The organism is Enterococcus sp. DIV0213h (genome assembly GCF_051711285.1).
Lineage (GTDB): Bacteria > Bacillota > Bacilli > Lactobacillales > Enterococcaceae > Enterococcus_D > Enterococcus_D casseliflavus.
This window is the reverse complement of the sequence record NZ_JBIOMH010000001.1, coordinates 376,744-398,674: the sequence shown is the minus strand read 5'-3', so window position 1 is coordinate 398,674 and position 21,931 is coordinate 376,744. Positions and strand designations below refer to the sequence as shown.

Below are 21,931 nucleotides of genomic sequence, written 5' to 3'. Positions count from 1 at the left end.
TGGTACACTTTATTAGGAACGAAACTTGCTTTCGTCATTTTTACATAGTAGGAGGAATCACATCATCAATGATTACAATGGATGATATTATTCGCGAAGGCAATCCAACCTTGCGTGAAGTAGCAAAAGAAGTACCTTTTCCTTTGAGCGAAGAAGATATCGCACTAGGAAAAGAAATGATGACCTTTTTAGAAAACAGCCAAGACCCAGTCAAGGCAGAAGAACTTGAATTAAGAGGCGGCGTTGGTCTAGCAGCTCCTCAATTAGATATTTCAAAACGAATCACAGCGGTCCTCGTCCCTAGTAGCGACCCAGAAAAAACAGAACCTGATTTTAAAGATGTTCTATACAACCCCAAAATTTTAAGTCATTCCGTGCAAGAAGCTTGTTTGGGTGAAGGCGAAGGCTGTCTGTCCGTGGACCGTGAAGTCCCTGGCTACGTGGTACGCCATGCCCGGATCACGATCAGCTATTACGACATCAACGGCAAAAAGAAAAAAGTTCGTTTGAAAAACTATCCTGCGATCGTCGTTCAGCATGAGATCGATCATTTGAACGGGGTCATGTTCTACGATCATATCAATCAACAAAATCCTTTTTCATTGAAAGAAGGCATTTTAGTCATCGACTAACTAAAAAGTCTCTACCGACATTTTGCGGCAGAGACTTTTTTTCTATACTATTGACTATCTTCCTTCACGGTTTTGGCATTAATTGCCTTTCGCTAGGCTTTCTTGATGATCGGCTTTGATTTTTTCTAATAACGCTGGCTGCTCAAAAAGGTCTAATGCCGTCAGCGCTAAAAGTTCCGCCGCGATGGCGATCGATTGCAAGCCTTTTTCACTCTTGGCAGCGGCTTTGAATTCTTCCGAATGCCCCGCAATGTAATCATCTGAAATCGAAACAGTGGGTTGGATCGTCGGGATCACTTGGCTGACATTGCCGACATCAGACGAACCAAGGCTTGTTTTGGCTTCCGTATCGATCTCATCGGCAGGTACGCCCGCTTCTTGGGCATGGGCGAAGAAGATCTCATCAAAACTTGGTGTCACGATCACATCGTCGACGGAGTTTTGGAACAAACCAAATTCATAGGTCGCTCCCGTAGCTAAAGCGGCTCCTTTTACGATGTTTTCGACTTTCTCGTAGACATCATTCAAGGTTGCTCGATTGGCAGCTCGTAAATAAAAACGACCGGCTGCATATTCTGGCACGACATTGGCTGCCACGCCGCCATCGGTGATCACACCATGAATATTGACGTCTTTTGGTAAATGCAGGCGCAACCCATTGATCCCGTTAAAGACTTGCAGCAATGCTTCTAACGCGTTGATGCCTTTTTCTGGTGCAGCTGCCGCATGGGAAGCCCGACCATAGAACTTGATATCCACTGGATCATTGGCTAATGAAGCCGTCGTTTTGCCATAGCGATGGGCTGGATGGACACAAAGAGCGGCATCGACATCATCGAAGAACCCTTCACGGACAAAACTGCCTTTAGCGGAACCATTTTCTCCACCTTCTTCTCCTGGCGTCCCATAGACTCGAATCTCCCCGCCTAGCTCATCGATGAAAGGTTGCAGAGCACTGGCAGCTAAGACGGAATAAGTCCCGAAGAGATTGTGTCCGCAGGCATGACCGATGCCAGGTAACGCATCATACTCGGCTAAAAAGGCAATCGTCGGACCCGGTTTCCCACTGACATAGCGGGCATCAAAGCCGGTGCGATGGCCTGCCACATCCTTTTTGACAGCAAAGCCTTCTTTTTCTAATTGGGCGATCAGGGCATCGGCTGAATAAAACTCATAGTTGCTGACTTCTGGGTGATTGTGGATATCTAATGCCAAGGCTTGATAAGCGGCTAAACGCTCTTGGATAAATGGTTTGATGGCTGCTTTCGTAATAGTTGCTGTTGTCATAATCAAATCTCTCCTTTTTATACATGCTTTTTCAGTTTTTTTATCAAATTACATGGTGCTTATTTTGCCCCAAAGGTTTCCCAAGCAGGAACGCTTGATCCTTTTGACGTTTCCTCGATGACTTTTTTCGTATCCTCTGTTTGGTAAGCAGCGACCACTTTTTGGTAAACTTCATTGTCTTCCTCTTCTTTACGGGCGGCAATGATGTTGACGTAAGGACGGGCCGTTTCATCAACAGGCTCTAAAAAGATCGCATCTTCGGTTGGTACAAATCCTGCATCCACCGCCATGCCGCTATTGATGACCGAAACATCGACATCCGAAAGTGCCCGGGCGGTTTGCGCTGCATCAAGTTCTGAAATTTCTAAGTTCAAACGGTTTTCTGTAATATCCGCGACCGTTGGTGTTTGTCCGGCTGCTTCATCCACTTTGATCAATCCAGCTGATTGTAATAAAAGCAATGCCCGACCACCATTGGTCACATCATTAGGGATCGCAACTTTAGCTCCTTCCGCCAAATCGTTGACATCCGTCACTTTGTCGGAATAAATGCCTAATGGCGCATTGACTGTATTGCCGATCGATACGAGATCAGTACCAAATTCTTCATTATAGTTGTCCAAGAAAAATTGGTGTTGGAATGAATTAAGGTCGATGGAACCATCAGCTAAAGCTGCATTGGGTTGATTGTAATCAGAGAATTGGACATATTCTAAATTGATGCCTTCGTCTTTCAAACGATCCTTGACATCATCCCAAACGTCGGTGTCCGCCCCGATCACCCCTAATTTCACCGTCACTTCTTCTTGGTCATTGGCTGCGGCACTGCCATTGTTTCCGCATCCTGTAATAAATAATAATGCTGCCCCTAAGACGATTGATTGTACGATTTTTTTCATTTTTGCTTCCTCCATAGACTTGCTTGATTTTTTATTTGTACGTAAGTGGTGGTCAGTGTGATACTCGTTTAATGAGTAGGTTGCTGACAAATTGACTGATAAAAACGAATACCAAGATGATCAAGGTCGCCATGATCGTGACATCGGTCTGGAATCGGTTGTACCCGCGGGTGATGGCTAAGTTGCCTAAACCACCAGCGCCAACAGCTCCTGCCATGGCGGTCAATCCGATCACATTGATCACGGTCAATGCAGAGACCCGAATGATTCCCGCCACGCCTTCTGGTAAATAGACCCGAAAAATGATACCGAAAGGACTGGTGCCCATCGCTTCAGCTGCTTCTACGACACCGGGGTCAACTTCTAGCAAGGCGATCTCGATCTGCCGAGCAAAGAAGGGGATGATCCCAGCAATCAGAGGAACCAATGCTGCTGTTTCGCCGATGGTCGTTCCAACAAGGAATCGGGTAAAGGTTCCTAGTAACGTCAATAAGATAATAAAGGGGATCGAGCGGACCACATTGATGACTTTATCGAGAAATTCAAAGAGCGGTCGATTTTCTAAAATCCCATTCGGTCGAGTTACTACCAAGACGATCCCTAACAAGATACCTAAGATGCCCGCAATCAAAGAGGTCCAAAAAACCATATACAAGGTTTGGATCGTTGCTGTCACAAATTCATCTTGGATCGCAACAACATTGGGAAAATATCTTTCTAATAAGGCAGCCATCTAAAATCCTCCTTTAATCACATTGTTTAATGGTTCTGCATGATTTTCTTTTAAAATATTGGTGTAAACTCCTTGAGCCTTCAAGTATTCTAAGGCATGTTTACGCTGATGGTATTCGCCAGATAAGCTAACGACTAAGCTGCCGATCGGCACTTCTTGCAAGATCTCCACGTTGCCGTAAAGAATATTGGTGGTCACTTTGTAGCGGCTGTACAATTGGGCGATCAGTGGTTCATTGGTTTGATCGCCAACGTAGGACAGCTCCACCAGCCATTCATTTGGTGCCAAGGAAGAAAACTTCGAACTGCCAAGGATCGTTTCTAAGGCCTGGTCGATGTGCGTCGCCGTTCGGATGAAATCTTTGGTCAATGGTTTTTCTGGTTGACTGAAAATCTGAACGCTTGAACCTTGCTCGATGACTTCGCCGTCTTCCATCACTGCCACTTTGTTGCAGATTTCTTTGACGACTTGCATCTCATGAGTAATGATCACGATGGTCAAGCCGAGGGTTCGATTTAATTTTTTCAACAAAGCCAATATCTGTAAGGTCGTTTTCGGATCAAGGGCGCTGGTTGCTTCATCACAAAGCAAGATCTCTGGATCATTCGCTAACGCTCTGGCAATCGCGACCCGCTGTTTTTGTCCTCCAGATAGTTGGCTAGGAAACGCTTGGGCTTTTTCTTCCAATCCCACCAATGCTAACAGCTCGGTTACTTTTTGATGACGTTCCTGTTTGGACCGTCCCCCATATTTTAAGGAGAAATCCACGTTATCAAAAACATTGCGGCTGTCCATCAAGTTGAAGTGCTGAAAGATCATTCCGATCGTTTTCCGTTTTTCTCGCAGGGCTTTCGCAGAAAGCGTGGTCAGCTCGGTACCATTGACGACGACGCTGCCGCTACTTGGGCGCTGCAATAAGTTGATCACACGGACGAGTGTACTTTTCCCGGCGCCTGAGTAGCCCACGATGCCGTAAACGTCCCCTTTGTCGATCTCGATCGATACGTTTTTGACCGCTTGGATCGCGGGTTTCTTTGGTTGATTGAATGTTACTGATATGTCTTTTAATGAAATCATCGTCTTCCCCCTAGTTCTTGTCTTTTTCAATATAAAAAGGCATCCTCAAACAAGTCACCTGTGACTTGTTTGAGGACGCCTTTTTGCGTGTTACCACCTCAGTTTAAGCTGCACTCGCATACAGCTCCTTTTCGAGTACGATCATACTCTAGCCAGATAACGGTCGCTACCGTCGTCGCCTTGCAAACTACTGCTCGGAACGAATCACTCCTTGGCCATTTTCTAAAAGTCGTTTGATGCTTCTTTTCAGCTACCGAAGCTCTCTGTTGAAAAAACGTGCTTTTGTACTTACCAATTCTTCGTGTGTGGTGCTATTTGATTTTGGGTATAAAAAAAGTCCTTTTACCAGCGTTTGCTAGTAAAAGGACGAATACTCGTGTTACCACCTTTTGTTTAGAAGGTTTCCCTTCCCTCAACCCAACGTCTAGTCGTGCTAGAGATTGGTGCACTTTGTAACGGTAGTGCGCATCCGTGATTGCCTACTTATCGACAATCAATCCTCCAAGGCCATTTTTCATCGCTTCTGACTTGACTCTTTCCACCAACCAGAGTCTCTCTTTGAAGTATCCGCGGTTACTTTCCTTCTCAACAGATTCATTATTCTTGTTGAAGAGTACTTTACTGGAAAATGAACGCCTTGTCAACAAAAAATCACAATTTTTTCATCTGAGGATTTGCCAAGACTTCCGCAAAGCGTCCTTGCCAGAATGATTTACGCCTCAATTTTGATAGAGCATGCCTTTTTCTGCTAACTGTTGTTTGGCTTTTTCCAGAGCCGCAGGATCGGTGTAGCGCAACGTATGCAAGTGTACCCCATTGGTTAAATCTGAGAGCAAGCGGGCTTCTGCATGTTTGGTTTTGTTGATGAAATCAGTCACGTCTTGGTCTGTTTGGATCTGCAAATTGCCAGTGATCTCTCCATAGATCTCATGCTCAACGATGACATCGACCACTTCCACACCACAAGCGACAAAGATGCGCAATTCTTCTTCCGTTTGTTCAGGTCGATGCTGCACTGCTAGCTTACTTACATGCCCTGCCTCATCCAACAGCGCTTGCAGACGATAGCCGCGAGCCGTAGCCACAATCGCTTCACCTGCTGCTCGCAATAAGGCAATGTCCCCAACGATGATTTGACGGCTGACTCCGAGGGATTCTGCCAGTTTGCTGGCACTGATCGCTTTGTCCGCTTGCTTCAATGCCGCTAAAATGTTTTCTCGACGTGTTCCTCCATCCATACTCATTCCTCCAATTGATTCTCTTGATAGGTTTTTGAGTGGTTCATAATTGATTGAAACATAGCCAAAATCGTTTCTTCATAGGCTTGATTAGAAATCGCCTGCCGAATGTTTTCCAGCACTTTCTCTTCACGATTTTCATCTAATACTGGCAATTGACTGCTTTTCTTCAATTGTACGATTTCGTTGACCGTGCTCATACGTTTTTCTAAAAGATGCGTGAGCTGCCAATCAATGTCATCGATCGCTGCTCGCTGAACAGCCAAAGGATCTTGCTGGTTGTTTTCTTCTTCTAAATCGATCGTCTTGATGACCCGTGCTGGATTTCCCGCCAACACAACATTGTCTGGGAATGATTTGGTAACGACACTGCCAGCGCCTACCACGACATTGTTGCCTAAGCGGACCCCTGGCAAAATCGTGGCCGCACCACCGATCCATGCGTTGTCGCCAATCACGATCGGTGCCCCTAATTCTAAGCCGCTATTTCGTTTGACCGGATGTAATGGATGAGTCGCCGTAAACAACCGAACATTGGGTGCCAGCATACAATTGTCACCAAAGGTAATCGGGCAAACATCTAGTAACACACAGTCGTAGTTAGCATAGAAGTTTTTGCCGACAGAAATATTGTAGCCATAATCAAAGCGGACATTCGGTTCGATATAGATTCGACCAGTCACAGAGCCGAAAGTTTCTTTTAGTAACTGCTCTTTGATTTTTGTATCAGTTTCTTGGTTGATCAGGTTCATTTGTTCACGGGCATATTTTCGATCTGCCACCAATTCTGGATCTGGGGAAAAGTACAATTCGCCAGCAATCATTTTCTCTTTTTCGGTACGTTGTGTCATATCATAAACTCCTTCATTCAATTTTCTGGAAAAACGTTTCGGCTGCTGCGGTCAACATGCCATATTCATTCGGGATCGCCAATGGTTCCTTATTGATGACCAACACCTGCTGGCTGTAATCGACTAGCCCTGCAAAAGGATAGACTTGCAGCGAAGTCCCCACGACCACCGTCAGGTCGGCTTGAGCAACGGCTTGAATGGCTCCTTCAATGGTTTCATCAGTAAATCCTTCCCCGTAAAGCACGATCGCTGGCCGAATCTGACCACCGCACCCTGCATGGTGCCAATCTTGCAAATACGCTTGCCAAGGTACCTGATTGCCGCATTTTCGGCAATAACAGTTGTACAAAGAGCCGTGAAAATCGATTCTTTGGTGACTGCTTGCTTTTTCATGCAAGCCATCGATGTTTTGCGAAACGACCCAGACGGTTTTCTTCGCTTGCAGCTCAGCCATTTTTTGATGAATGATATTAGGCTGTGCTTGAGGATGGTAGAGGTGCTTGACGAACTGATAAAATGTTTCCGGTTCGTTTTCTAAACAGTCATGGCTTAACAAATACTCTGGCTGTGCCACTCCTTGATAGACCCCTTTTAAGGAACGGTAATCAGGAATGCCAGATGGGGTCGAAACACCAGCCCCCGTCAAAAAGGTCACGGATGATGCGGCGGTGACCGCTGCGATTGCTTGCTCAATAGATACCTTCATCGTTCTAACTTCCTTTATGGCTTTTCTCTTATTCTAACCGAAAAAGAACCGTTTTTGCGAAAAATCAGCCATTTTCTTTTTTAAAAGCAACTAATGCTTTTTCGTGCGGAATTGCTTATAATAGATGAAATAAATGCAAGGAGAATGGGAAAACCAAATGAAAATTTTGATTATCGAAGACAACAATGAGATCAGCGAAATGTTGGCTACTATTTTAGCAGCTGACTATACTGTCCAGCAAGCCTATTCAGGCACGGAAGGTCTGCTACTTTTTCAGCAAGATGCTTTCGACTTGATTTTGCTAGATCGAATGCTCCCTGGTAAAGATGGGACACAAGTCTTGCAAGAGATCCGCCAAACCTCCACGGTCCCCGTCATTATCTTGACTGCCTTAGATGAACCAGCCGATGTTTCCACCCTTTTGCTGGCGGGTGCCAATGATTACTTGACCAAACCCTTCAATGTCGAAGAATTAAAAGCCCGTATCATTGTTCAGTTGCGCACAAATAAACAAGCCCCTCCTGTTGCCAGCAGCCTCTCGTATAAAAACATTCAACTGTTGCCTGACTCGTTTCAGCTGCAACGAGGAGAAGCAACGGTTCAGTTGAAGAAAAAGGAGTTTGAGATTTTTTCCCTGCTCTTAGCCAACCCCAAAAAAGTTTATACGAAAGAAATGCTCTATGAAGCTGTTTGGCAAGAACCCTATTACGGTGAAGAAAACACGATCAATGTCCATATCAGCCATTTACGCAGCAAAATCAAAACACTCGATCCAGAGGAAGCGTATATCGATACTGTCTGGGGCATCGGCATCAAGCTAGCTTAAAAAGGAGGAACCCCATGCATATACTTCAGTTTTTCGCTGCCTTGATCGTTGCTTTATTGATCGGTTACTGGCTATTTTTACTGTATGATCTGAAAAAGTACCACCAACAATTAGCAAGAATCAGCGAAATCGAAACAAATCAAGAGATCCATTTGCAGACCCGAGTGCCCGCTTTAAAAGCGATCGCCTTGTTAAACAATCAGATACTTAGAAAAAATAAGCAGCAACACTATCAAATGCTGCAAGAAAACCAGCAATTGGAACAAGCCATTCAAAATATCTCTCACGACTTGCGCACCCCTTTAACGGTCGCCAGCGGCTACACACAACTGCTGCAAGCCGATACGACCCTCGACAACCAACAGCTGCAACTGTTGGAAAAAGTCAGCAGTAATTTAGAAAAAGTCGAAAATCATCTGGAACAGTTATTGACCTATCAGCGCCTCAAAGACAATCAACTGGCTTTGACCTTAGAAGAATTCGATCTTTCTCGTTTGCTGGAGGAGGAACTGCTCCAGCTCTATCCTTCTTTTAAGGAAAACCATTTATCACTGACGGTTGCAATCCAACCCAATATCATGATCATTTCAGATAAAAAAAGTTGGCAGCGTATTTTTCAAAATGTCCTTGGTAATCTGCTGGAACATGGCAATGAAACGGGAACGATCCGCTTGAAACAACAAGGAGACCGCATCGTTTTCCAACAGGAAAATCAGCTGAGGACACCGATCCAGCACCCAGAAAAATTGACTCACCGCTTTTATACGGAAGACCTTTCACGGCACAAACAGCAAGCTGGACTTGGTCTGTATATCATCGCGGCATTGACTCATGCATTAGAGGGCAAGATTCAATTGGATACAACCGAAGAGACGTTTCGTTTGACTTTGGCTTGGCAGCAGTCTGCTAAGTCCCATTAAACACTGGCTACACGGACAAAAACGCCCAACAGTCTGACCTTTTGCGGTCGGTCCTGTTGGACGTTTTTCTTTTCTTTATAATTCTTGTCTCTTAAACACCAGATGTGCAGCCAAAAGACAAAGCAACAAACTGATCAGACTCCCGACAAAAATTGGTTGAACCATTTCCCACGTTTTGAAAGTGGTCATAGTCACCATCTCTAATCCGCCTTGGAAATCCAAGTATTCTAAGAATTTCCAGGTTGGCAAAGAAAAACGTGCAATCGCAAAGCCCATTGGAATAAAGATCGTCGCCAATACGCTGACTGCTGTATTTTTAGTCAAATACAACACCAACAAGGCAAAGGATGAGGTAGCCAATAAGATCAATACAAAGCCAGCGAAATAATACACTAAGTTTTCTAGCTGAGAGATGTCTTCAAAGCCGGTACCGCCAATGATCGTTCCCGCAACAAAGCTCACTAAGCAAATAGCCAAAATTTGCAAGACAAGTACCAACGCATACACCAAGAATTTTCCAAAGAGATAGGCGGGTTTAGAAACACCGACGGTAATGATATTCTTCATCGTCCCTTTCGTGTACTCACTCCCTAAAACTTGCATCACTAACGGCAGTGAATAATATAATAGCATGGAAGACAGGCTGGTCTGGATCGCAAGAAAGCCCGTCATTTCGGCAAGGCTGCCTGTGGTTTGCGTACTATCTCCCAGGGTGACTCCCACGTCACCATTTGAAACAACCGCTAAAATCACCAACAATAAAATAATTCCTTCTGTGATCCAAAAACTTTTACTTTTAGATAAACGATACAAATCTGCCCGAATAAAATTCAACATCTTAATTTCCCCCTTCACTTGTCACTAACTCTTTGAAATACGACTCTAGGTTTTCCCCTTCAAAAGAAATCTGGTCGATAGCGATCCCTTCATAAACCAATTGACGGATTAGATCACGAATCAATACATTTTCTTGGTAGATGTGGATCTTGTGGTCACTGACAACTTTATATTCAGAAATCAGCTGACTGTCCAGTAAGCGGCTAGCTGTGGCTACATCATCGACTTCTAATTGAATAAACCGTTTCGCCATCAGATCGAATTCGTGTTTGGTCATCTCTTTGATCAGACGCCCCTCACTAATGACCCCAAAGCGTGTAGCCACTAAGTACAACTCTTCTAAAATATGGCTGGAGATCAAAATCGTCATGCCGCGTTCTTGATTCAATCGTAAAAGCAACTCTCGAAATTCAACGATCGCGACAGGATCCAAGCCATTGATCGGTTCATCTAAAATTAGAAAATCTGGCTGATTCAACAAAGCAATCGCTAAGCCCAGTTTTTGTTTCATCCCTAAAGAAAAATCACGGTATTTCTTGTTGCCGACATTGGTCAAACCAACAAACGCCAGTGCTTTACTAACGGCATCAGGTTCCACCACCCCGCTGATTTTGCAATAATAGTTCAAATTTTGTTCTGCGGTCAATTGGTCGTATGCGACTGGGGTCTCAATCACATTACCGACCCGTTTCAGCATCTGGATGTACGCTTTGCCGCCTTCAACACCAAACAACTGCAGACTGCCACTGGTGGGTTGGATCAACTGCACGATCGCTTTTAGTAAGGTCGTCTTCCCAGCACCATTTCTCCCTACCAATCCATAAATATCTCCTTTGGCGATCGTTAGATCGACATCATGCAACGCCAGCTGTTTGCCGTAACGCTTGTTTAATCCTTTGATTTTAAGAACATTTTCCATTTCTACTTCCTCCTTGCTTGCTTCTGTGATCATTCTAGCAAGCAGATCTAAATCAGCTATTAACTAATTATTAATTGATTCTTAACTCGTATTTTTTTGCAAAAAACAACTTATTTCTATTATACACAGCTGAAAATGCACCTTTTGAAGAAAATCTCTCTTTGATAGAAAACCCTCCAGCAATAAATATAGCAAACGATCATTTTGCTGCAGCTTTTGCGCTTTGTTTTTTGCCTCACAAAGAAAGAGATTCCTTCATGACAAGGAACAAAAAACGTGGTAAACTAGTCACGAATCAAAGTGAGGTGAAATACATTGGTAGCAGCTATTATTTATTGGGCAATGATCATTATCAGTTTCGGTTGGTTGGCAGTCAGCTTATATTTCTCTATCTTCTATTTAGCACGTAAAGAAAATGGCAATTTATGGGCATTCGGCTTTTTAAATGTCATCACAGCAATCATTCAAGCCATCGTCCTTGTGGTTTACCGTACCTTAGGACAAGATTGGGGCGTTACACAATACTCAAGCCTCATCTATCTAGCACTTGGCTTATTGCTTGGCTTGACAGTCATCCAAGCTGTTTTAGGCCGTGAACCAAAAGCGAAAGTCGCTTAAGGGTTCCAATAGACACTCGTAAAAACGATCCGCTTTCTCTTTGATAAAAATAGGGAAATGGTCGTTTTTTTGTTAAAAAGAATTGACATTTGGGTGCTTTTCTTCTAAACTCTGAGAAGAATCAAATTAAATACGAGTACCCTTTAACATTTAGGTAGAGGTCGCGAGGTTCATTAATCCTGCTGAGTGAAGCAACACGTTTACAGCAGAGCTAGGGAACATCGCCGAAACAAGATCGGTTTTGCTTGCATCGATTTTGTTGGGCCGCAAATGAACAATTTGCGGACTGTCTTAGCTTGTCTAAGTTGCGCTATGTTTTGTGAAAGGTTTGTCGACGATGACCTGTCAACAGCCGTTTTCCAATCATGGAGTACGGCTGTTTTTTTGCTTTTTCATCCTTACCTGCTTGTCCAACTCGTGAAAGGAAAGAGATAAAATGAAAAAAAATAATTGGATCTGGGCGGTCTTCGCCCTCTGTCTAACCCTCATTCAGCTGCCCCTAACCGTGCAAGCGGATGACCAAACGCCTGCGGAACAATTCCGTGTCGGTATGGAGGCAGGCTATGCCCCCTTCAACTGGACGCAAACGACGGACGCCAATGGTGCCGTGCCGATTTCTGGGGAAGAAGGCTCGGCGTTTGCCGGCGGTTACGATGTCCAGATCGCCAAACGAATCGCTGAAGGTTTAGGCAAGGAATTAGTGATCGTTAAAACCCAATGGGACGGTCTGCCGCCAGCTTTACAGGCGGGGACTATCGATGCCGTCATCGCTGGTATGTCACCAACGGCCGAACGCCGCGAGCAAATTGATTTTACCGATCCTTACTATGAATCCGACTTGGTGGTCGTAGTACGTAAAGATGGAGCATTCGCCGATGCCAAAAGCCTCGCCGATCTTTCGGGGGCAAAAATCACTGCTCAGCTGAATACCTTCCATTATACGGTCATTGATCAAATCCCTGAGGTCCAAAAAGAACAAGCCATGCGGGACTTCTCCTCCATGCGCGTTGCTTTAGCTTCGGGCATCATTGACGGCTACGTCAGCGAACGACCAGAAGGCGTCACTGCCGTCGGAGCAAATCCTGATTTGAAGATGGTCGAGTTCGATGAAGGAGCAGGTTTTGAAACCAATCCAGAAGACGTCCAAGTAGCAGTCGGGATGCGCAAAGGCGATCCCGATGTTGAAAAAGTCAATGAGATCCTTGCAGGAATCTCTGAAGAAGAACGGGTTTCCCTGATGGATCAAGCAGTCTTAGATCAGCCTGCAGATGCCAGCGGAGAAACGGCGGATCAAGGCCTGATCGCTGATTTCAAAAAAATCATTGATGATTACGGCATGCTCTTTTTACGAGGCGCTGGCTTGACCTTATTCATCGCGATCCTTTCAACGATCATCGGATTGATCATCGGTCTTTTAGTCGGTATCTTCCGGACACTGCCGCTTTCAGAAAATCCAGTAGGACGTTTCTTCCAACGAATCGTCAATGGCCTGCTGACCATCTATATCGAAGTTTTCCGCGGTACCCCAATGATGGTTCAGGCAATGGTTATTTTCTACGGAACGGCTCTAGCCTTTGGCGTCTCCATGAATCGCACGCTGGCAGCCGTGCTGATCGTTTCTATCAATACGGGTGCCTACATGTCTGAAATCGTTCGTGGAGGGATTTTTGCTGTAGATGACGGCCAATTTGAAGCAGCTCAAGCCATCGGAATGACCCATTGGCAAACCATGATCAAAGTCGTGTTGCCGCAAGTAATGCGCAATATTTTACCAGCTACCGGAAATGAGATCATTATCAATATCAAAGATACTGCTGTCTTAAGTGTCATCAGTGTTGCGGACCTCTTCTTCCAAGGTACATCAGCCGCTGGAACGAACTTCCAATACTTCCAAACATTTGCGATCATCGGTGTGATCTACTTAGTCTTGACCATCAGTGCCACCCAGATCTTGCGCTTTGTTGAACGCAAAATGGACGGTCCCAGTGCGTATGTCAAATTAGAAGACATCAACCCGAACGAATAAGGAGGAAGAACATGTCAGCAATCATTGAAATTGACCATTTAAAAAAGAGTTTTGGCGACAACGAAGTCTTAAAAGACATCAGTTTGTCTGTTAATAAAGGAGAAGTTGTCACGATCATCGGTTCTTCTGGTTCAGGAAAATCCACACTTCTTCGCTGCATCAACTTGTTAGAAAAACCAACCAGTGGGCAAATCATCTACTTAGGTGAAAATGTGCTGGAAAAAGGCTATGACTTGCCGAAATACCGTACGCATCTAGGAATGGTTTTCCAATCCTTTAACCTATTCAACAATATGAATGTATTAGAAAACTGCGTGACGGGACAAGTCACTGTTTTGAAACGTGATCGCAAAGAAGCAGAAGCGACTGCCAAAGAAAATCTGGAGCAAGTCGGTATGGCTCAATATGCCAACGCCAAGCCTTCCCAGCTTTCAGGCGGACAAAAACAACGGGTAGCCATTGCCCGTGCCTTATCGATGAATCCAGATGTCATGTTGTTTGATGAGCCGACTTCTGCACTGGATCCAGAAATGGTCGGTGAAGTGTTGAAGACCATGAATACGTTAGCTCATACTGGCTTGACGATGGTGATCGTTACCCACGAAATGGGCTTTGCCAAAGAAGTATCTGATCGGGTCATCTTTATGGATCAAGGTGTCATTGCCGAACAAGGGACACCTGAAGATATCTTTATTCATCCAAAAGAACAGCGCACCAAAGAATTCCTTTCCCGTGTGTTGAATTAATTTTCTGTCTTGAAACACTTAGCGATCTTCTTCCGAGCTTTTTCGTCCTTTTTCAGTACGCTTGGAATAATTTAATGCTAAGTGTTTTTTTATTCTCTAAACGACAATTGTCAGAATTTATCAAAAAATCACAAAAAACCATTGCTATTTGTTAGAAACTTTGTTATTTTTTTTAAAACTAAGGAATTATAGGAGCTTTCATTTATGGAAAAAAAGTTACAGTTTAAGGATTATATGTATGTTGGATCAATGCTTTTTGGTCTTTTCTTTGGTGCGGGAAATCTGATTTTCCCAGTCCACATGGGACAAGAAGCCGGTGCGAATGTCGGCTTGGCCAATCTTGGCTTTTTAGTAACAGGGATCGGCTTACCGTTTTTAGGGGTGATCGCCATTGGGGTTTCCCAGAGCAGCGGTGTTTTTGAATTAGCTTCTCGAATCAATCGACGCTACGCACTTATTTTTACGATTTTGCTTTATTTAGTGATCGGGCCGTTCTTTGCTTTGCCCCGTTTGGCTACCACTTCTTATGAGATCGGGATCGCTCCCCATGTTTCATCTGACATGCAAACTTGGTTATTGGCGTTGTTTTCTGCCCTCTTCTTTGGCGCTGCCTGGTGGTTTTCTCGTAAACCAAGCAAAATCTTAGATTATGTAGGGAAATTTTTGAATCCATTATTTCTGGTCTTACTAGGCGTTTTGCTGTTTTTTGCTTTTTGGCAACCTCTAGGAACCATCAGCGATGCGCCGATCTATCCTAGCTATCAAAGCGATGCTTTCTTTACTGGTTTCACCAACGGTTACAATACCCTTGATGCGCTGGCATCTTTAGCCTTCGGGATCATCATCGTCTCGACGATTCGCAATATGGGGGTTGAAAAACCTACGACGGTCGCAAAAGACACGATCCTTTCTGGTTCTGTCAGCATCGTGTTGATGGGGATCATCTATACCTTACTTTCTTATATGGGAACCAAAAGTCTAGGGCAATTTCCTATCAGCGAAAACGGGGGGATCGCTTTAGCACAAATCGCCAACCATTACCTTGGCACTGTCGGCAGTCTGCTGTTGGCTTTGATCGTTATCTCCGCTTGTTTAAAAACTGCCATTGGTTTGATCACGGCTTTTTCCGAAACCTTTACTGGATTGTTTCCCAAGCAAAGCTACGGGTTCTTTATCGCTTTGACAAGTATCTTGCCAGCGATCTTCGCCAATGTCGGCTTGACCAATATCATCGAGTTTTCTATTCCAGTCTTGATGTTTATCTATCCACTGGCGATCACGTTGATTTTGTTGGCGATCATCAGTCCCTTGTTTCATCATCGTGCCAGTGTCTATCGAATGACGACATACTTCACATTGATCGCTGCAATCATCGACGGTTTAAATGCAAGTCCTGCACTGATTACCAACAACGCTTTCGTGCAAGGAATCTTGTCTTTTGCGTCAGAATATCTGCCCTTCTTCCAAATCGGGATGGGGTGGGTCGTACCGGCTGCGATCGGATTTTTGATCGGTTTGCTATGGTCGTGGTTCAAAAAAGACCCTGTTTCAGCCTAAATTAGTTAAAAAGATGAAAATAACCTACCTTTTTTTAAAGGGTAGGCTATTTTTTTGATTAAAAAGACTGACAGTTTCGTAAAAAAAAGATACAATAGAGCCACAAAGGAGGATACCTATGTTTTATGAAGAACTTATGATGGACCCGCAAACATTAATTAAATTTAAAATATTCCGGCGTATGCTGACTCTGCAAAACCCTAGCCACCCAATCGCACAATTGGCAAAGGAAATGGAGTTAAGCTACCAACAAGCTTTTATAGAGTTGACTGAGATCGACCAAGATCTAACTGAGTTAACTCCGGATCATATGTCGATACTCGGTCGTGGCGGTAAATTACAGCCTCAGAATATCGCGGTAACGATCGATGAATACCGCTTCTATTTATTGAATAAAAGCGTTCCGTTCTTATATGTTCTTTACATGCTGAATGAAGACCATCCTACGATCACGGATTTTTGTGCAAAATACGATGTCAGTCGTTCAACGGTGTCTCGCAAATTTGAACATCTAAAAAAACATTTGAAGCAATTTCAGCTTCGCTTTACGTACACTGAATCAAACTTGGTGGGCGATGAGCGTCTTGTGCGGCTCTCCCTATTCAATATCATTTGGTTAGGTACTCGTGGAATAGAATGGCCATTTGCGATCGCTGAGAGTGAGACAGAAAAAATGGTGGATCGATTCACGGAGTACTTCCCAATGACTCATTCTTATCTTGGCCGATTAGAGTTGAAGTATTTCGCCGCCTTGATTCTTTTACGAATCAAAAAAGGAAATTTTGCCAAATACGACAAGCGGTACAATTTCCTAATGAAAAATAATCCATATTTCGATTTTGAGCGTTTGACACAAGTCGTTGATCCTGAAGTTTCAATGACAGACAAACAATTAAAAGGCGAATCAGGGTTTATTTACTTGATGGCGCAAATCTTCCCATTCTATTTGAGTCCTGAAGAAGAAGCGTTGCAACAAACCTTGCAATTCTTTTCAAGCAAACAAAACCCAGTTTATCCATTAGTCGCAGACTTGTTAGCAGAGATGAAAGCAACCTTCTTTGCTTCACAACCTGGCCTGTTAGATGAGCCATTGGTCGTGGGTAATTTAATCAATGTGACTTTCGGCAACTACGTTTTCCGTCAGCCGTTTCCAAATATCTATCGCTTGCTGACGCCATCGATCAATCGCGGGTCTGCTGAAGAGCAGCTGCAGCAAAAAATCGATGAATTCTTAACGAGTTATCGCGAAGAATCCGCAGTGGACTATATCAACGATGAAAACCAAGAGCAGATGGCAACGATGTATACCCACGCCCTGCTGCCGTTTTATGATCAAATCCGTTATTCGAATCGTTTACGGGTAGGGGTTGCGTTAGAAGACAATTTCTTAGTCGTTCAAGGATTGAATCAATTCTTACATGACTTGACCTTCGTAGCAGCAGAACCTTATGATCTAAACCAGCAAGAAAACTATGATGTCATCGTTAGTTCCAATCAGTTGATGAAAAAACTCAAACCAGAAAAAATGAGTTATATTTGGGATTATGCGGCAGATGATCGGCAATACATTGATTTGTATCGTACCTTGAAAAACCGTTTTGATGAAAAGAACCTTTCTCTGTAATCAAACCGTTACGGTTTCTTAAGAACTTCCGAAAAGATTTGTCACAAAATATTCATATTTATCTCGTATACTCTATGTATACCAACAAACAACCCTAACTAACACTTTTTCATTTTTAACTCCTTCCCGTCGGCCACCCACCGACGGGTCTTTTTTTGCTTCTTTTCGCAGCCAGCAAACTTAAACACTTTCCAATCTTTTCTCCACAAAAAATTCATATTTGGACAGTATAGTATACATAACCCAACAAACAACCCTAACTAACACTTTTCATTTTTACTCCTTGCCTGTCAGCTACCCACTGACAGGCTCCTTTTTTTCTTACGGGGTTTGCCGTATACTAAAGCCAGGAGGTGTCCTATGACAAAAGCCATTACGACAGTTGACCAATACATTGCAGCAGCTCCAGCAGAACGACAAGCGACTTTAAAAAAGGTCCGTCAAACCATCAAAGCCGTTTTACCTGAAGCGGTTGAAAAAATCAGTTATCAAATGCCTACCTATCATCAGGGAGAAAATATCGTGCATTTTGCCTGCGCCAAACAGCATCTTGGCTTTTATCCCACGCCTTCTGCGATCACGGCCTTCCAAGAAGACCTACAACCCTACAAAACCAGTAAAGGGGCGGTTCAGTTTCCTTTTGCACAGCCGATCCCTTACGAACTGATCGCTGTGATGACCGCTTGGCGACTCGCAGAAGTCAAAAACAAGCACGCTTAACCAGCAATAAAAAAACCGCTGTGTCTAATGACGCAGCGGTTTTTTTGCTATGCACAGGCTTGTCTACAAGCCAGGTTTTGTATTCAAGGTGCTAACTTTCAGCACATGATGCAGGGGAATAATCCGCAGCTGCTGACGGTCGCTTTGTAATTTCAAGACAACTTGTTCTTTTGCTACCGTTTTGCCGACGATCCAGCCGGTAACGGTTTCAAAACCACCCAATTTCTCTGTTTTTACTTGCAGCACGACCAGGTGCTTGGCAGCGGCTGCCTCTTGCAGCGTTCGCTGGATTTCTTTGACTTTTTCAGACTGATTCTTCTTGTCAGCATCATCACTGAAAAAGGTATCCAGCAACGTTGTGGATGTCATCACAATGAGTTTGCCCAATTGTTTGATGGGCGATGGTTTCTTTTCCATTGGACATTCCTTTCTGCGCGTTGCAGCAGTTTATAAAAACCACACATACGTTCGCATTTCCATGGTTCTATTTTAGCAAATTTTTGGTAAAATACAAGCGAACACGCCTTATTTTTCAGAAGAAATAACCTCTAGCCAAAAAGGAATTCCTTCTTGTAGCAGTTGATAGGTCTCTTCGAAATCTCCTGTATAATAAGGATCTGGTACTTCCGCGGTTTCTTTGCCAGGAACAACACTCAAATACGAACGAATCTTTGCGGTGGTATCGGCAGGTGCCAGCGCTTGAAGTGTTTCAACATTGCTTTGATCCATACCGATGATCCAGTCAAATTTGGCAAAGTCTGCTTCTGTGATCTGCCGTGAAATGAGTCCCTCGCTGGATAAGCCTGCTTGACGCAATCTTTTTTTGGTTCCGGGATGAGCAGAATGTCCGACTTCCCATGAGCTGGTCGCTGCCGAAGCGATCTGCCAATCCAATTTGCGTTTTGCTATTTCTGCTTTATAAATAGCTTCTGCCATGGGGGAACGGCAAATATTACCTAAACAAACAAATAAAACTTTCGTCATCGCTCACTGCTCCTCTTTTTCATAGATTTGGTGGCCAAAAAATTCCACATCCTTCGCCAAACGAAACAATTGCGTTGCAATCTCTAATGGGGTCTCTGGAAAGTCGTTATGAATCCAATTTTCCAAAATGCCTCCGCAGCCGTAGGAAAAGAACCGGCTATAAAATAGAATGTCTTGTTTCGTCAATTGTTGCTCTTGATCGACCTCCAAGAACAAGCGCTGAAAAAGCGGTTCTGTGATCTGTAGAAATCCGTTCATTAAGATTTCGCGGTCATAAGCCAGTGATTTGCGGTAAAAGGCCGGCGCTTGTTTCATTGCTTTCAGCATGCGCAAGGCGGCTTCTTCCCAGTTATCAAGGGAGACATCTTCTGTCGTCAAAAAAATCAGGGCATCTTGCCGATAGATCCATTGGATCAAAGCTTTTTTATCAGGAAAATGGTAGTAAAACGTCTGCCGATTGACTTGCGCCTTTTCGGCGATCTCCTGTACGCTGATTTTATTCACTTCTTTGGTCTCACAAAGGGTGATCAATGTCTGGCCAATCACAGCCTTCGTTTGTTTCCCATCCATCATAGGGCACCTCTTTTTCTTCTCTTTCTATCATACCAAATTTTCCTGCAAAAAAAAATCCTATCAAATGGTCCTTTTTCACAGACCTTCCCCGAAACCTTCATCAGAGCAATAGATTCCTGGGCGCTTTTTAAATAGGACAGGTTTCTACAAAAAACGCCTGCCTCCATTTGAGGCAGACGTTGCTTTCGATAGTCAAACGGCAGGTTGCTCATTGTGCCATTTTGGTTTGAAACTGTTCTCTTCGAATCACACTGACTTTTTCAGTGAAATTGGCCCAGTCGATGGGTCTAGGTGGTGCCAGCCATAAGATATGGTCGATCCCCAATGCACCATAAAAGGGTAAGTTTGAAAGAATCAGATGCGTATGATCATCTGGGTAACTTTGGAATTGGACATTTAAATCGAGGATTTTTTCGATATTCTTTTGGATCATCTGATTGTAGGAATCGCCAAATGAAAAGTCCACGCAGACATACAAGGGAACCAAAATCTCTTTTAGCGGAATCGTGGAAATCAACAGAATCAGGTACCTGAAAAACAAAAACTCTTTATTGTTCCATAAGATCGGCCGGTTGCGGCTTTCTTCCAGATAGTTACGGCAAAAGGCAGCATATTCTGGATAGGTTTCAAGAAAATACGTCACATCCATATATTGGTATTCATAGCGAGAACTAAAGGAAAACGACAAGAGCTGATAATGGATCGTTGTCGTTTCAGCATGAAGAAGTGCCAACGTATCTGCGGTTAAGGAAAACTGCTGTTGGACGGCCTGAATAAAATGCTCGTTTAATTGTTGGATATAGGTTTGTTCTTGATCGATGTAGCTATTGTTGTCGATCAGCCAGCCCTCAACGATCAAAAAGCGCAAAATATCTCGAGCTTCACGCTCTAGCACTTCTTGATCGGTGATCGTCAAAATCTCCTGCAGCCAGCGTTTCAATTCCTCAATGATCACGAGATGTTTGGGCAAGACTAAATCATTTTCCACGCTGTTTTGCAGGTAATGACCATTCGTCATCCGTGCCAAAACGATTCCTAGATAATGTTTCTTGCGAATCCGCATGCGAGCAGACTGTTCTGGTTTAAGCCAGGTGCTTTCATTAAAACGATCAAAGGTCTTTTCTTTTTCTAGGATTTCTTTTGGAAAAGGCGAATGATTCAGATAGTATTCCTTCATAAAAAAGAGAAAAATAAATTCCCTGATCTCACTTTCCTCCCCAACCAGCTGAAATTCTTTCGTCACTTCAATATCATATTCTTTCAAGATCAGTTTGAACTGTTTAAATTCTTTATAGACGGGATTATGGCTTAAATAGTGATTGGTGGCAAATTCGTATAAAGAAGACAATTGCTCAAAAAAACATTCTTTCAACATGGAAAATTTCAACGCTTGATCCAAATAATAGGTCAGCAGTGTATCGGAAGTTGCCAGCCCCGAGGCATTCAGTTTAATGACCGTCCCATCGGTCACGATCTCAAATTCCTCGTTCAATCCAAGTTCATAAAAATCAAGATTCAATTCTTGAACGGTTTTGTTGATCAAAAATTCCGACATGGTCAATTGATCCATCAATGTTTCCTTCGTTTCCGAAAGAGCGACTGCGTTTTCCAAATATTGCAGCATCACCAGTTTTCGTTTGTCCGCCTTATTCAAAAATGTCACAAACATGCGTTTTCAAGCCTCCATTGTTTTTTTGGCCATAAAGGACGTTTCCTGAAAATAAGTAGCACAAGCTGGCAAGATAAGAAGGCTTATCATCGCCATCACCATCTGTATTATTTCCTGGCAGTGCTAGATCGACGTTCAAACGATCCGGCGCAAAGACATCCTCCAGCATGACTCGTTGGGCAAAATGTTTTTGCTTTTCCAAAAAACTGCTTTCTGACAGTGAGGATCGCTCCGGCTCTTTTTTCGGAACGGTTTCTGGTTCAGGCGCGGGTTGTTCTTTGGATTCTTCCATTTCAGTTGGCGGTTCCTCCACTTTTTCTGGTATTTCTTCTGGTGGGTCCGTGGGGACGATTTCTTCTGAGGGGTCCAGCGGATTATAAATGGTCGCAAAAACGACTTGTTCTGTAACAAGATCGATCATTCCGATAATCATGCACGCACCAATGACAAAGCCAAATCTGCGTTTCATTTTATTCACCCTCCTTATCA

General features: G+C 43.7%; 23 protein-coding genes, 1 riboswitch and 1 other annotated feature. Of the genes, 9 read left to right on the top strand and 14 right to left on the bottom strand.

Translation table 11 applies throughout. The annotated features are described in order from the left end of the window. Window positions 1–68 precede the first annotated feature (68 nt). Complete coding sequence (gene def, locus IGI77_RS01920) at window positions 69–632, top strand: peptide deformylase (protein ID WP_005227211.1); 564 nt, start codon at window positions 69–71, stop codon at window positions 630–632. A gap of 78 nt (window positions 633–710) precedes the next feature. Here def and IGI77_RS01915 read toward each other — a convergent pair whose 3' ends face one another. From IGI77_RS01915 to IGI77_RS01885, 7 genes are all read right to left on the bottom strand, one after another. Then, on the bottom strand, window positions 711–1,919 hold the full coding sequence (locus IGI77_RS01915) for a M20 family metallopeptidase (RefSeq protein ID WP_015508853.1): 1,209 nt from the start codon (window positions 1,917–1,919) through the stop codon (window positions 711–713). Between the two features lie 59 nt (window positions 1,920–1,978). Beyond that, entirely contained in the window at window positions 1,979–2,818 is an 840-nt protein-coding gene (locus IGI77_RS01910) for a MetQ/NlpA family ABC transporter substrate-binding protein (RefSeq protein ID WP_005227209.1), read from the bottom strand. A 52-nt stretch (window positions 2,819–2,870) separates the two neighbouring features. Continuing rightward, on the bottom strand, window positions 2,871–3,551 hold the full coding sequence (locus IGI77_RS01905; protein WP_010748680.1) for a methionine ABC transporter permease: 681 nt from the start codon (window positions 3,549–3,551) through the stop codon (window positions 2,871–2,873). Then, window positions 3,552–4,628: a methionine ABC transporter ATP-binding protein gene (locus tag IGI77_RS01900; RefSeq protein ID WP_010748679.1), complete on the bottom strand. Its 1,077-nt coding sequence runs from the start codon at window positions 4,626–4,628 to the stop codon at window positions 3,552–3,554. It lies immediately after the preceding gene. Window positions 4,629–4,987: 359 nt separating this feature from the next. Further along, window positions 4,988–5,226 (bottom strand) — a binding site (T-box leader). Between the two features lie 121 nt (window positions 5,227–5,347). Then, the gene (locus tag IGI77_RS01895; RefSeq protein WP_005227206.1) at window positions 5,348–5,872 is read right to left on the bottom strand and encodes a transcription repressor NadR; all 525 of its coding nucleotides are present in this window, start codon (window positions 5,870–5,872) and stop codon (window positions 5,348–5,350) included. Next, window positions 5,869–6,717 carry a chorismate mutase gene (locus IGI77_RS01890; RefSeq protein WP_005227205.1) on the bottom strand — a complete coding sequence of 283 codons (849 nt, stop codon included), beginning with the start codon at window positions 6,715–6,717 and terminating at the stop codon, window positions 5,869–5,871. The genes IGI77_RS01895 and IGI77_RS01890 overlap by 4 nt, the downstream gene beginning before the upstream one ends. 13 nt (window positions 6,718–6,730) lie before the next feature. Further along, window positions 6,731–7,423 (bottom strand): NAD-dependent protein deacylase, encoded by a 693-nt coding sequence (locus tag IGI77_RS01885; protein ID WP_438769297.1) that lies wholly within the window; start codon window positions 7,421–7,423, stop codon window positions 6,731–6,733. Window positions 7,424–7,580: 157 nt separating this feature from the next. Here IGI77_RS01885 and IGI77_RS01880 point away from each other — a divergent pair, with 157 nt between their 5' ends. Together IGI77_RS01880 and IGI77_RS01875 are read left to right on the top strand one after the other, a co-directional pair. Next, window positions 7,581–8,249 carry a response regulator transcription factor gene (locus tag IGI77_RS01880; RefSeq protein WP_015508850.1) on the top strand — a complete coding sequence of 223 codons (669 nt, stop codon included), beginning with the start codon at window positions 7,581–7,583 and terminating at the stop codon, window positions 8,247–8,249. Window positions 8,250–8,263: 14 nt separating this feature from the next. Continuing rightward, complete coding sequence (locus tag IGI77_RS01875) at window positions 8,264–9,169, top strand: sensor histidine kinase (protein ID WP_438769296.1); 906 nt, start codon at window positions 8,264–8,266, stop codon at window positions 9,167–9,169. A 75-nt stretch (window positions 9,170–9,244) separates the two neighbouring features. On the opposite strand, the gene IGI77_RS01870 is transcribed toward IGI77_RS01875, so the two are convergent. Continuing rightward, window positions 9,245–10,006: an ABC transporter permease gene (locus tag IGI77_RS01870; protein WP_010748673.1), complete on the bottom strand. Its 762-nt coding sequence runs from the start codon at window positions 10,004–10,006 to the stop codon at window positions 9,245–9,247. Window position 10,007: 1 nt separating this feature from the next. Further along, entirely contained in the window at window positions 10,008–10,925 is a 918-nt protein-coding gene (locus tag IGI77_RS01865) for an ABC transporter ATP-binding protein (RefSeq protein ID WP_010748672.1), read from the bottom strand. Window positions 10,926–11,240: 315 nt separating this feature from the next. Here IGI77_RS01865 and IGI77_RS01860 point away from each other — a divergent pair, with 315 nt between their 5' ends. The 6 genes from IGI77_RS01860 to IGI77_RS01835 all read left to right on the top strand — a co-directional run bounded on the left by IGI77_RS01860 (window position 11,241) and on the right by IGI77_RS01835 (window position 18,216). After that, the gene (locus IGI77_RS01860; protein WP_005227198.1) at window positions 11,241–11,543 is read left to right on the top strand and encodes a hypothetical protein; all 303 of its coding nucleotides are present in this window, start codon (window positions 11,241–11,243) and stop codon (window positions 11,541–11,543) included. Between the two features lie 147 nt (window positions 11,544–11,690). Further along, window positions 11,691–11,864: riboswitch (Lysine riboswitch) on the top strand. 115 nt (window positions 11,865–11,979) lie between these two features. After that, complete coding sequence (locus tag IGI77_RS01855) at window positions 11,980–13,569, top strand: ABC transporter permease subunit (protein ID WP_016609561.1); 1,590 nt, start codon at window positions 11,980–11,982, stop codon at window positions 13,567–13,569. Window positions 13,570–13,580: 11 nt separating this feature from the next. After that, on the top strand, window positions 13,581–14,315 hold the full coding sequence (locus IGI77_RS01850) for an amino acid ABC transporter ATP-binding protein (RefSeq protein ID WP_005227196.1): 735 nt from the start codon (window positions 13,581–13,583) through the stop codon (window positions 14,313–14,315). 204 nt (window positions 14,316–14,519) lie between these two features. Next, a complete protein-coding gene (gene brnQ / locus IGI77_RS01845; protein ID WP_438769295.1) occupies window positions 14,520–15,872 on the top strand; it encodes a branched-chain amino acid transport system II carrier protein in 1,353 nt (450 codons plus the stop codon). Window positions 15,873–15,990: 118 nt separating this feature from the next. Next, on the top strand, window positions 15,991–17,496 hold the full coding sequence (locus IGI77_RS01840; protein WP_005227194.1) for a helix-turn-helix domain-containing protein: 1,506 nt from the start codon (window positions 15,991–15,993) through the stop codon (window positions 17,494–17,496). 360 nt (window positions 17,497–17,856) lie between these two features. Beyond that, window positions 17,857–18,216, top strand: a complete 360-nt coding sequence (locus IGI77_RS01835; RefSeq protein WP_074934419.1) for an iron chaperone — start codon at window positions 17,857–17,859, stop codon at window positions 18,214–18,216. A gap of 63 nt (window positions 18,217–18,279) precedes the next feature. Here IGI77_RS01835 and IGI77_RS01830 read toward each other — a convergent pair whose 3' ends face one another. The 5 genes from IGI77_RS01830 to IGI77_RS01810 all read right to left on the bottom strand — a co-directional run bounded on the left by IGI77_RS01830 (window position 18,280) and on the right by IGI77_RS01810 (window position 21,911). After that, complete coding sequence (locus IGI77_RS01830) at window positions 18,280–18,633, bottom strand: hypothetical protein (protein ID WP_005227192.1); 354 nt, start codon at window positions 18,631–18,633, stop codon at window positions 18,280–18,282. 108 nt (window positions 18,634–18,741) lie between these two features. Further along, a complete protein-coding gene (locus tag IGI77_RS01825; protein ID WP_438769294.1) occupies window positions 18,742–19,200 on the bottom strand; it encodes a low molecular weight protein-tyrosine-phosphatase in 459 nt (152 codons plus the stop codon). A 3-nt stretch (window positions 19,201–19,203) separates the two neighbouring features. After that, the gene (locus tag IGI77_RS01820; protein ID WP_005227190.1) at window positions 19,204–19,773 is read right to left on the bottom strand and encodes a TetR/AcrR family transcriptional regulator; all 570 of its coding nucleotides are present in this window, start codon (window positions 19,771–19,773) and stop codon (window positions 19,204–19,206) included. A 208-nt stretch (window positions 19,774–19,981) separates the two neighbouring features. Continuing rightward, window positions 19,982–21,442 (bottom strand): helix-turn-helix domain-containing protein, encoded by a 1,461-nt coding sequence (locus tag IGI77_RS01815; RefSeq protein WP_010748665.1) that lies wholly within the window; start codon window positions 21,440–21,442, stop codon window positions 19,982–19,984. Next, window positions 21,420–21,911 carry a hypothetical protein gene (locus IGI77_RS01810; protein WP_015508844.1) on the bottom strand — a complete coding sequence of 164 codons (492 nt, stop codon included), beginning with the start codon at window positions 21,909–21,911 and terminating at the stop codon, window positions 21,420–21,422. Before IGI77_RS01810 ends, IGI77_RS01815 begins: the two co-directional genes overlap by 23 nt. Window positions 21,912–21,931 lie beyond the last annotated feature (20 nt).

Coding starts and splice junctions, on each gene's coding strand:
- IGI77_RS01910 (WP_005227209.1), bottom strand. CDS start 2,818: ATGAAAAAAATCGTACAATCAATCGTCTTAGGGGCAGCATTATTATTT.
- IGI77_RS01880 (WP_015508850.1), top strand. CDS start 7,581: ATGAAAATTTTGATTATCGAAGACAACAATGAGATCAGCGAAATGTTG.
- IGI77_RS01885 (WP_438769297.1), bottom strand. CDS start 7,423: ATGAAGGTATCTATTGAGCAAGCAATCGCAGCGGTCACCGCCGCATCA.
- IGI77_RS01840 (WP_005227194.1), top strand. CDS start 15,991: ATGTTTTATGAAGAACTTATGATGGACCCGCAAACATTAATTAAATTT.
- IGI77_RS01825 (WP_438769294.1), bottom strand. CDS start 19,200: ATGACGAAAGTTTTATTTGTTTGTTTAGGTAATATTTGCCGTTCCCCC.
- IGI77_RS01810 (WP_015508844.1), bottom strand. CDS start 21,911: ATGAAACGCAGATTTGGCTTTGTCATTGGTGCGTGCATGATTATCGGA.
- IGI77_RS01900 (WP_010748679.1), bottom strand. CDS start 4,628: ATGATTTCATTAAAAGACATATCAGTAACATTCAATCAACCAAAGAAA.
- IGI77_RS01855 (WP_016609561.1), top strand. CDS start 11,980: ATGAAAAAAAATAATTGGATCTGGGCGGTCTTCGCCCTCTGTCTAACC.
- IGI77_RS01830 (WP_005227192.1), bottom strand. CDS start 18,633: ATGGAAAAGAAACCATCGCCCATCAAACAATTGGGCAAACTCATTGTG.
- def (WP_005227211.1), top strand. CDS start 69: ATGATTACAATGGATGATATTATTCGCGAAGGCAATCCAACCTTGCGT.
- IGI77_RS01870 (WP_010748673.1), bottom strand. CDS start 10,006: ATGTTGAATTTTATTCGGGCAGATTTGTATCGTTTATCTAAAAGTAAA.
- brnQ (WP_438769295.1), top strand. CDS start 14,520: ATGGAAAAAAAGTTACAGTTTAAGGATTATATGTATGTTGGATCAATG.
- IGI77_RS01815 (WP_010748665.1), bottom strand. CDS start 21,442: ATGTTTGTGACATTTTTGAATAAGGCGGACAAACGAAAACTGGTGATG.
- IGI77_RS01875 (WP_438769296.1), top strand. CDS start 8,264: ATGCATATACTTCAGTTTTTCGCTGCCTTGATCGTTGCTTTATTGATC.
- IGI77_RS01895 (WP_005227206.1), bottom strand. CDS start 5,872: ATGAGTATGGATGGAGGAACACGTCGAGAAAACATTTTAGCGGCATTG.
- IGI77_RS01820 (WP_005227190.1), bottom strand. CDS start 19,773: ATGATGGATGGGAAACAAACGAAGGCTGTGATTGGCCAGACATTGATC.
- IGI77_RS01835 (WP_074934419.1), top strand. CDS start 17,857: ATGACAAAAGCCATTACGACAGTTGACCAATACATTGCAGCAGCTCCA.
- IGI77_RS01890 (WP_005227205.1), bottom strand. CDS start 6,717: ATGACACAACGTACCGAAAAAGAGAAAATGATTGCTGGCGAATTGTAC.
- IGI77_RS01850 (WP_005227196.1), top strand. CDS start 13,581: ATGTCAGCAATCATTGAAATTGACCATTTAAAAAAGAGTTTTGGCGAC.
- IGI77_RS01915 (WP_015508853.1), bottom strand. CDS start 1,919: ATGACAACAGCAACTATTACGAAAGCAGCCATCAAACCATTTATCCAA.
- IGI77_RS01905 (WP_010748680.1), bottom strand. CDS start 3,551: ATGGCTGCCTTATTAGAAAGATATTTTCCCAATGTTGTTGCGATCCAA.
- IGI77_RS01865 (WP_010748672.1), bottom strand. CDS start 10,925: ATGGAAAATGTTCTTAAAATCAAAGGATTAAACAAGCGTTACGGCAAA.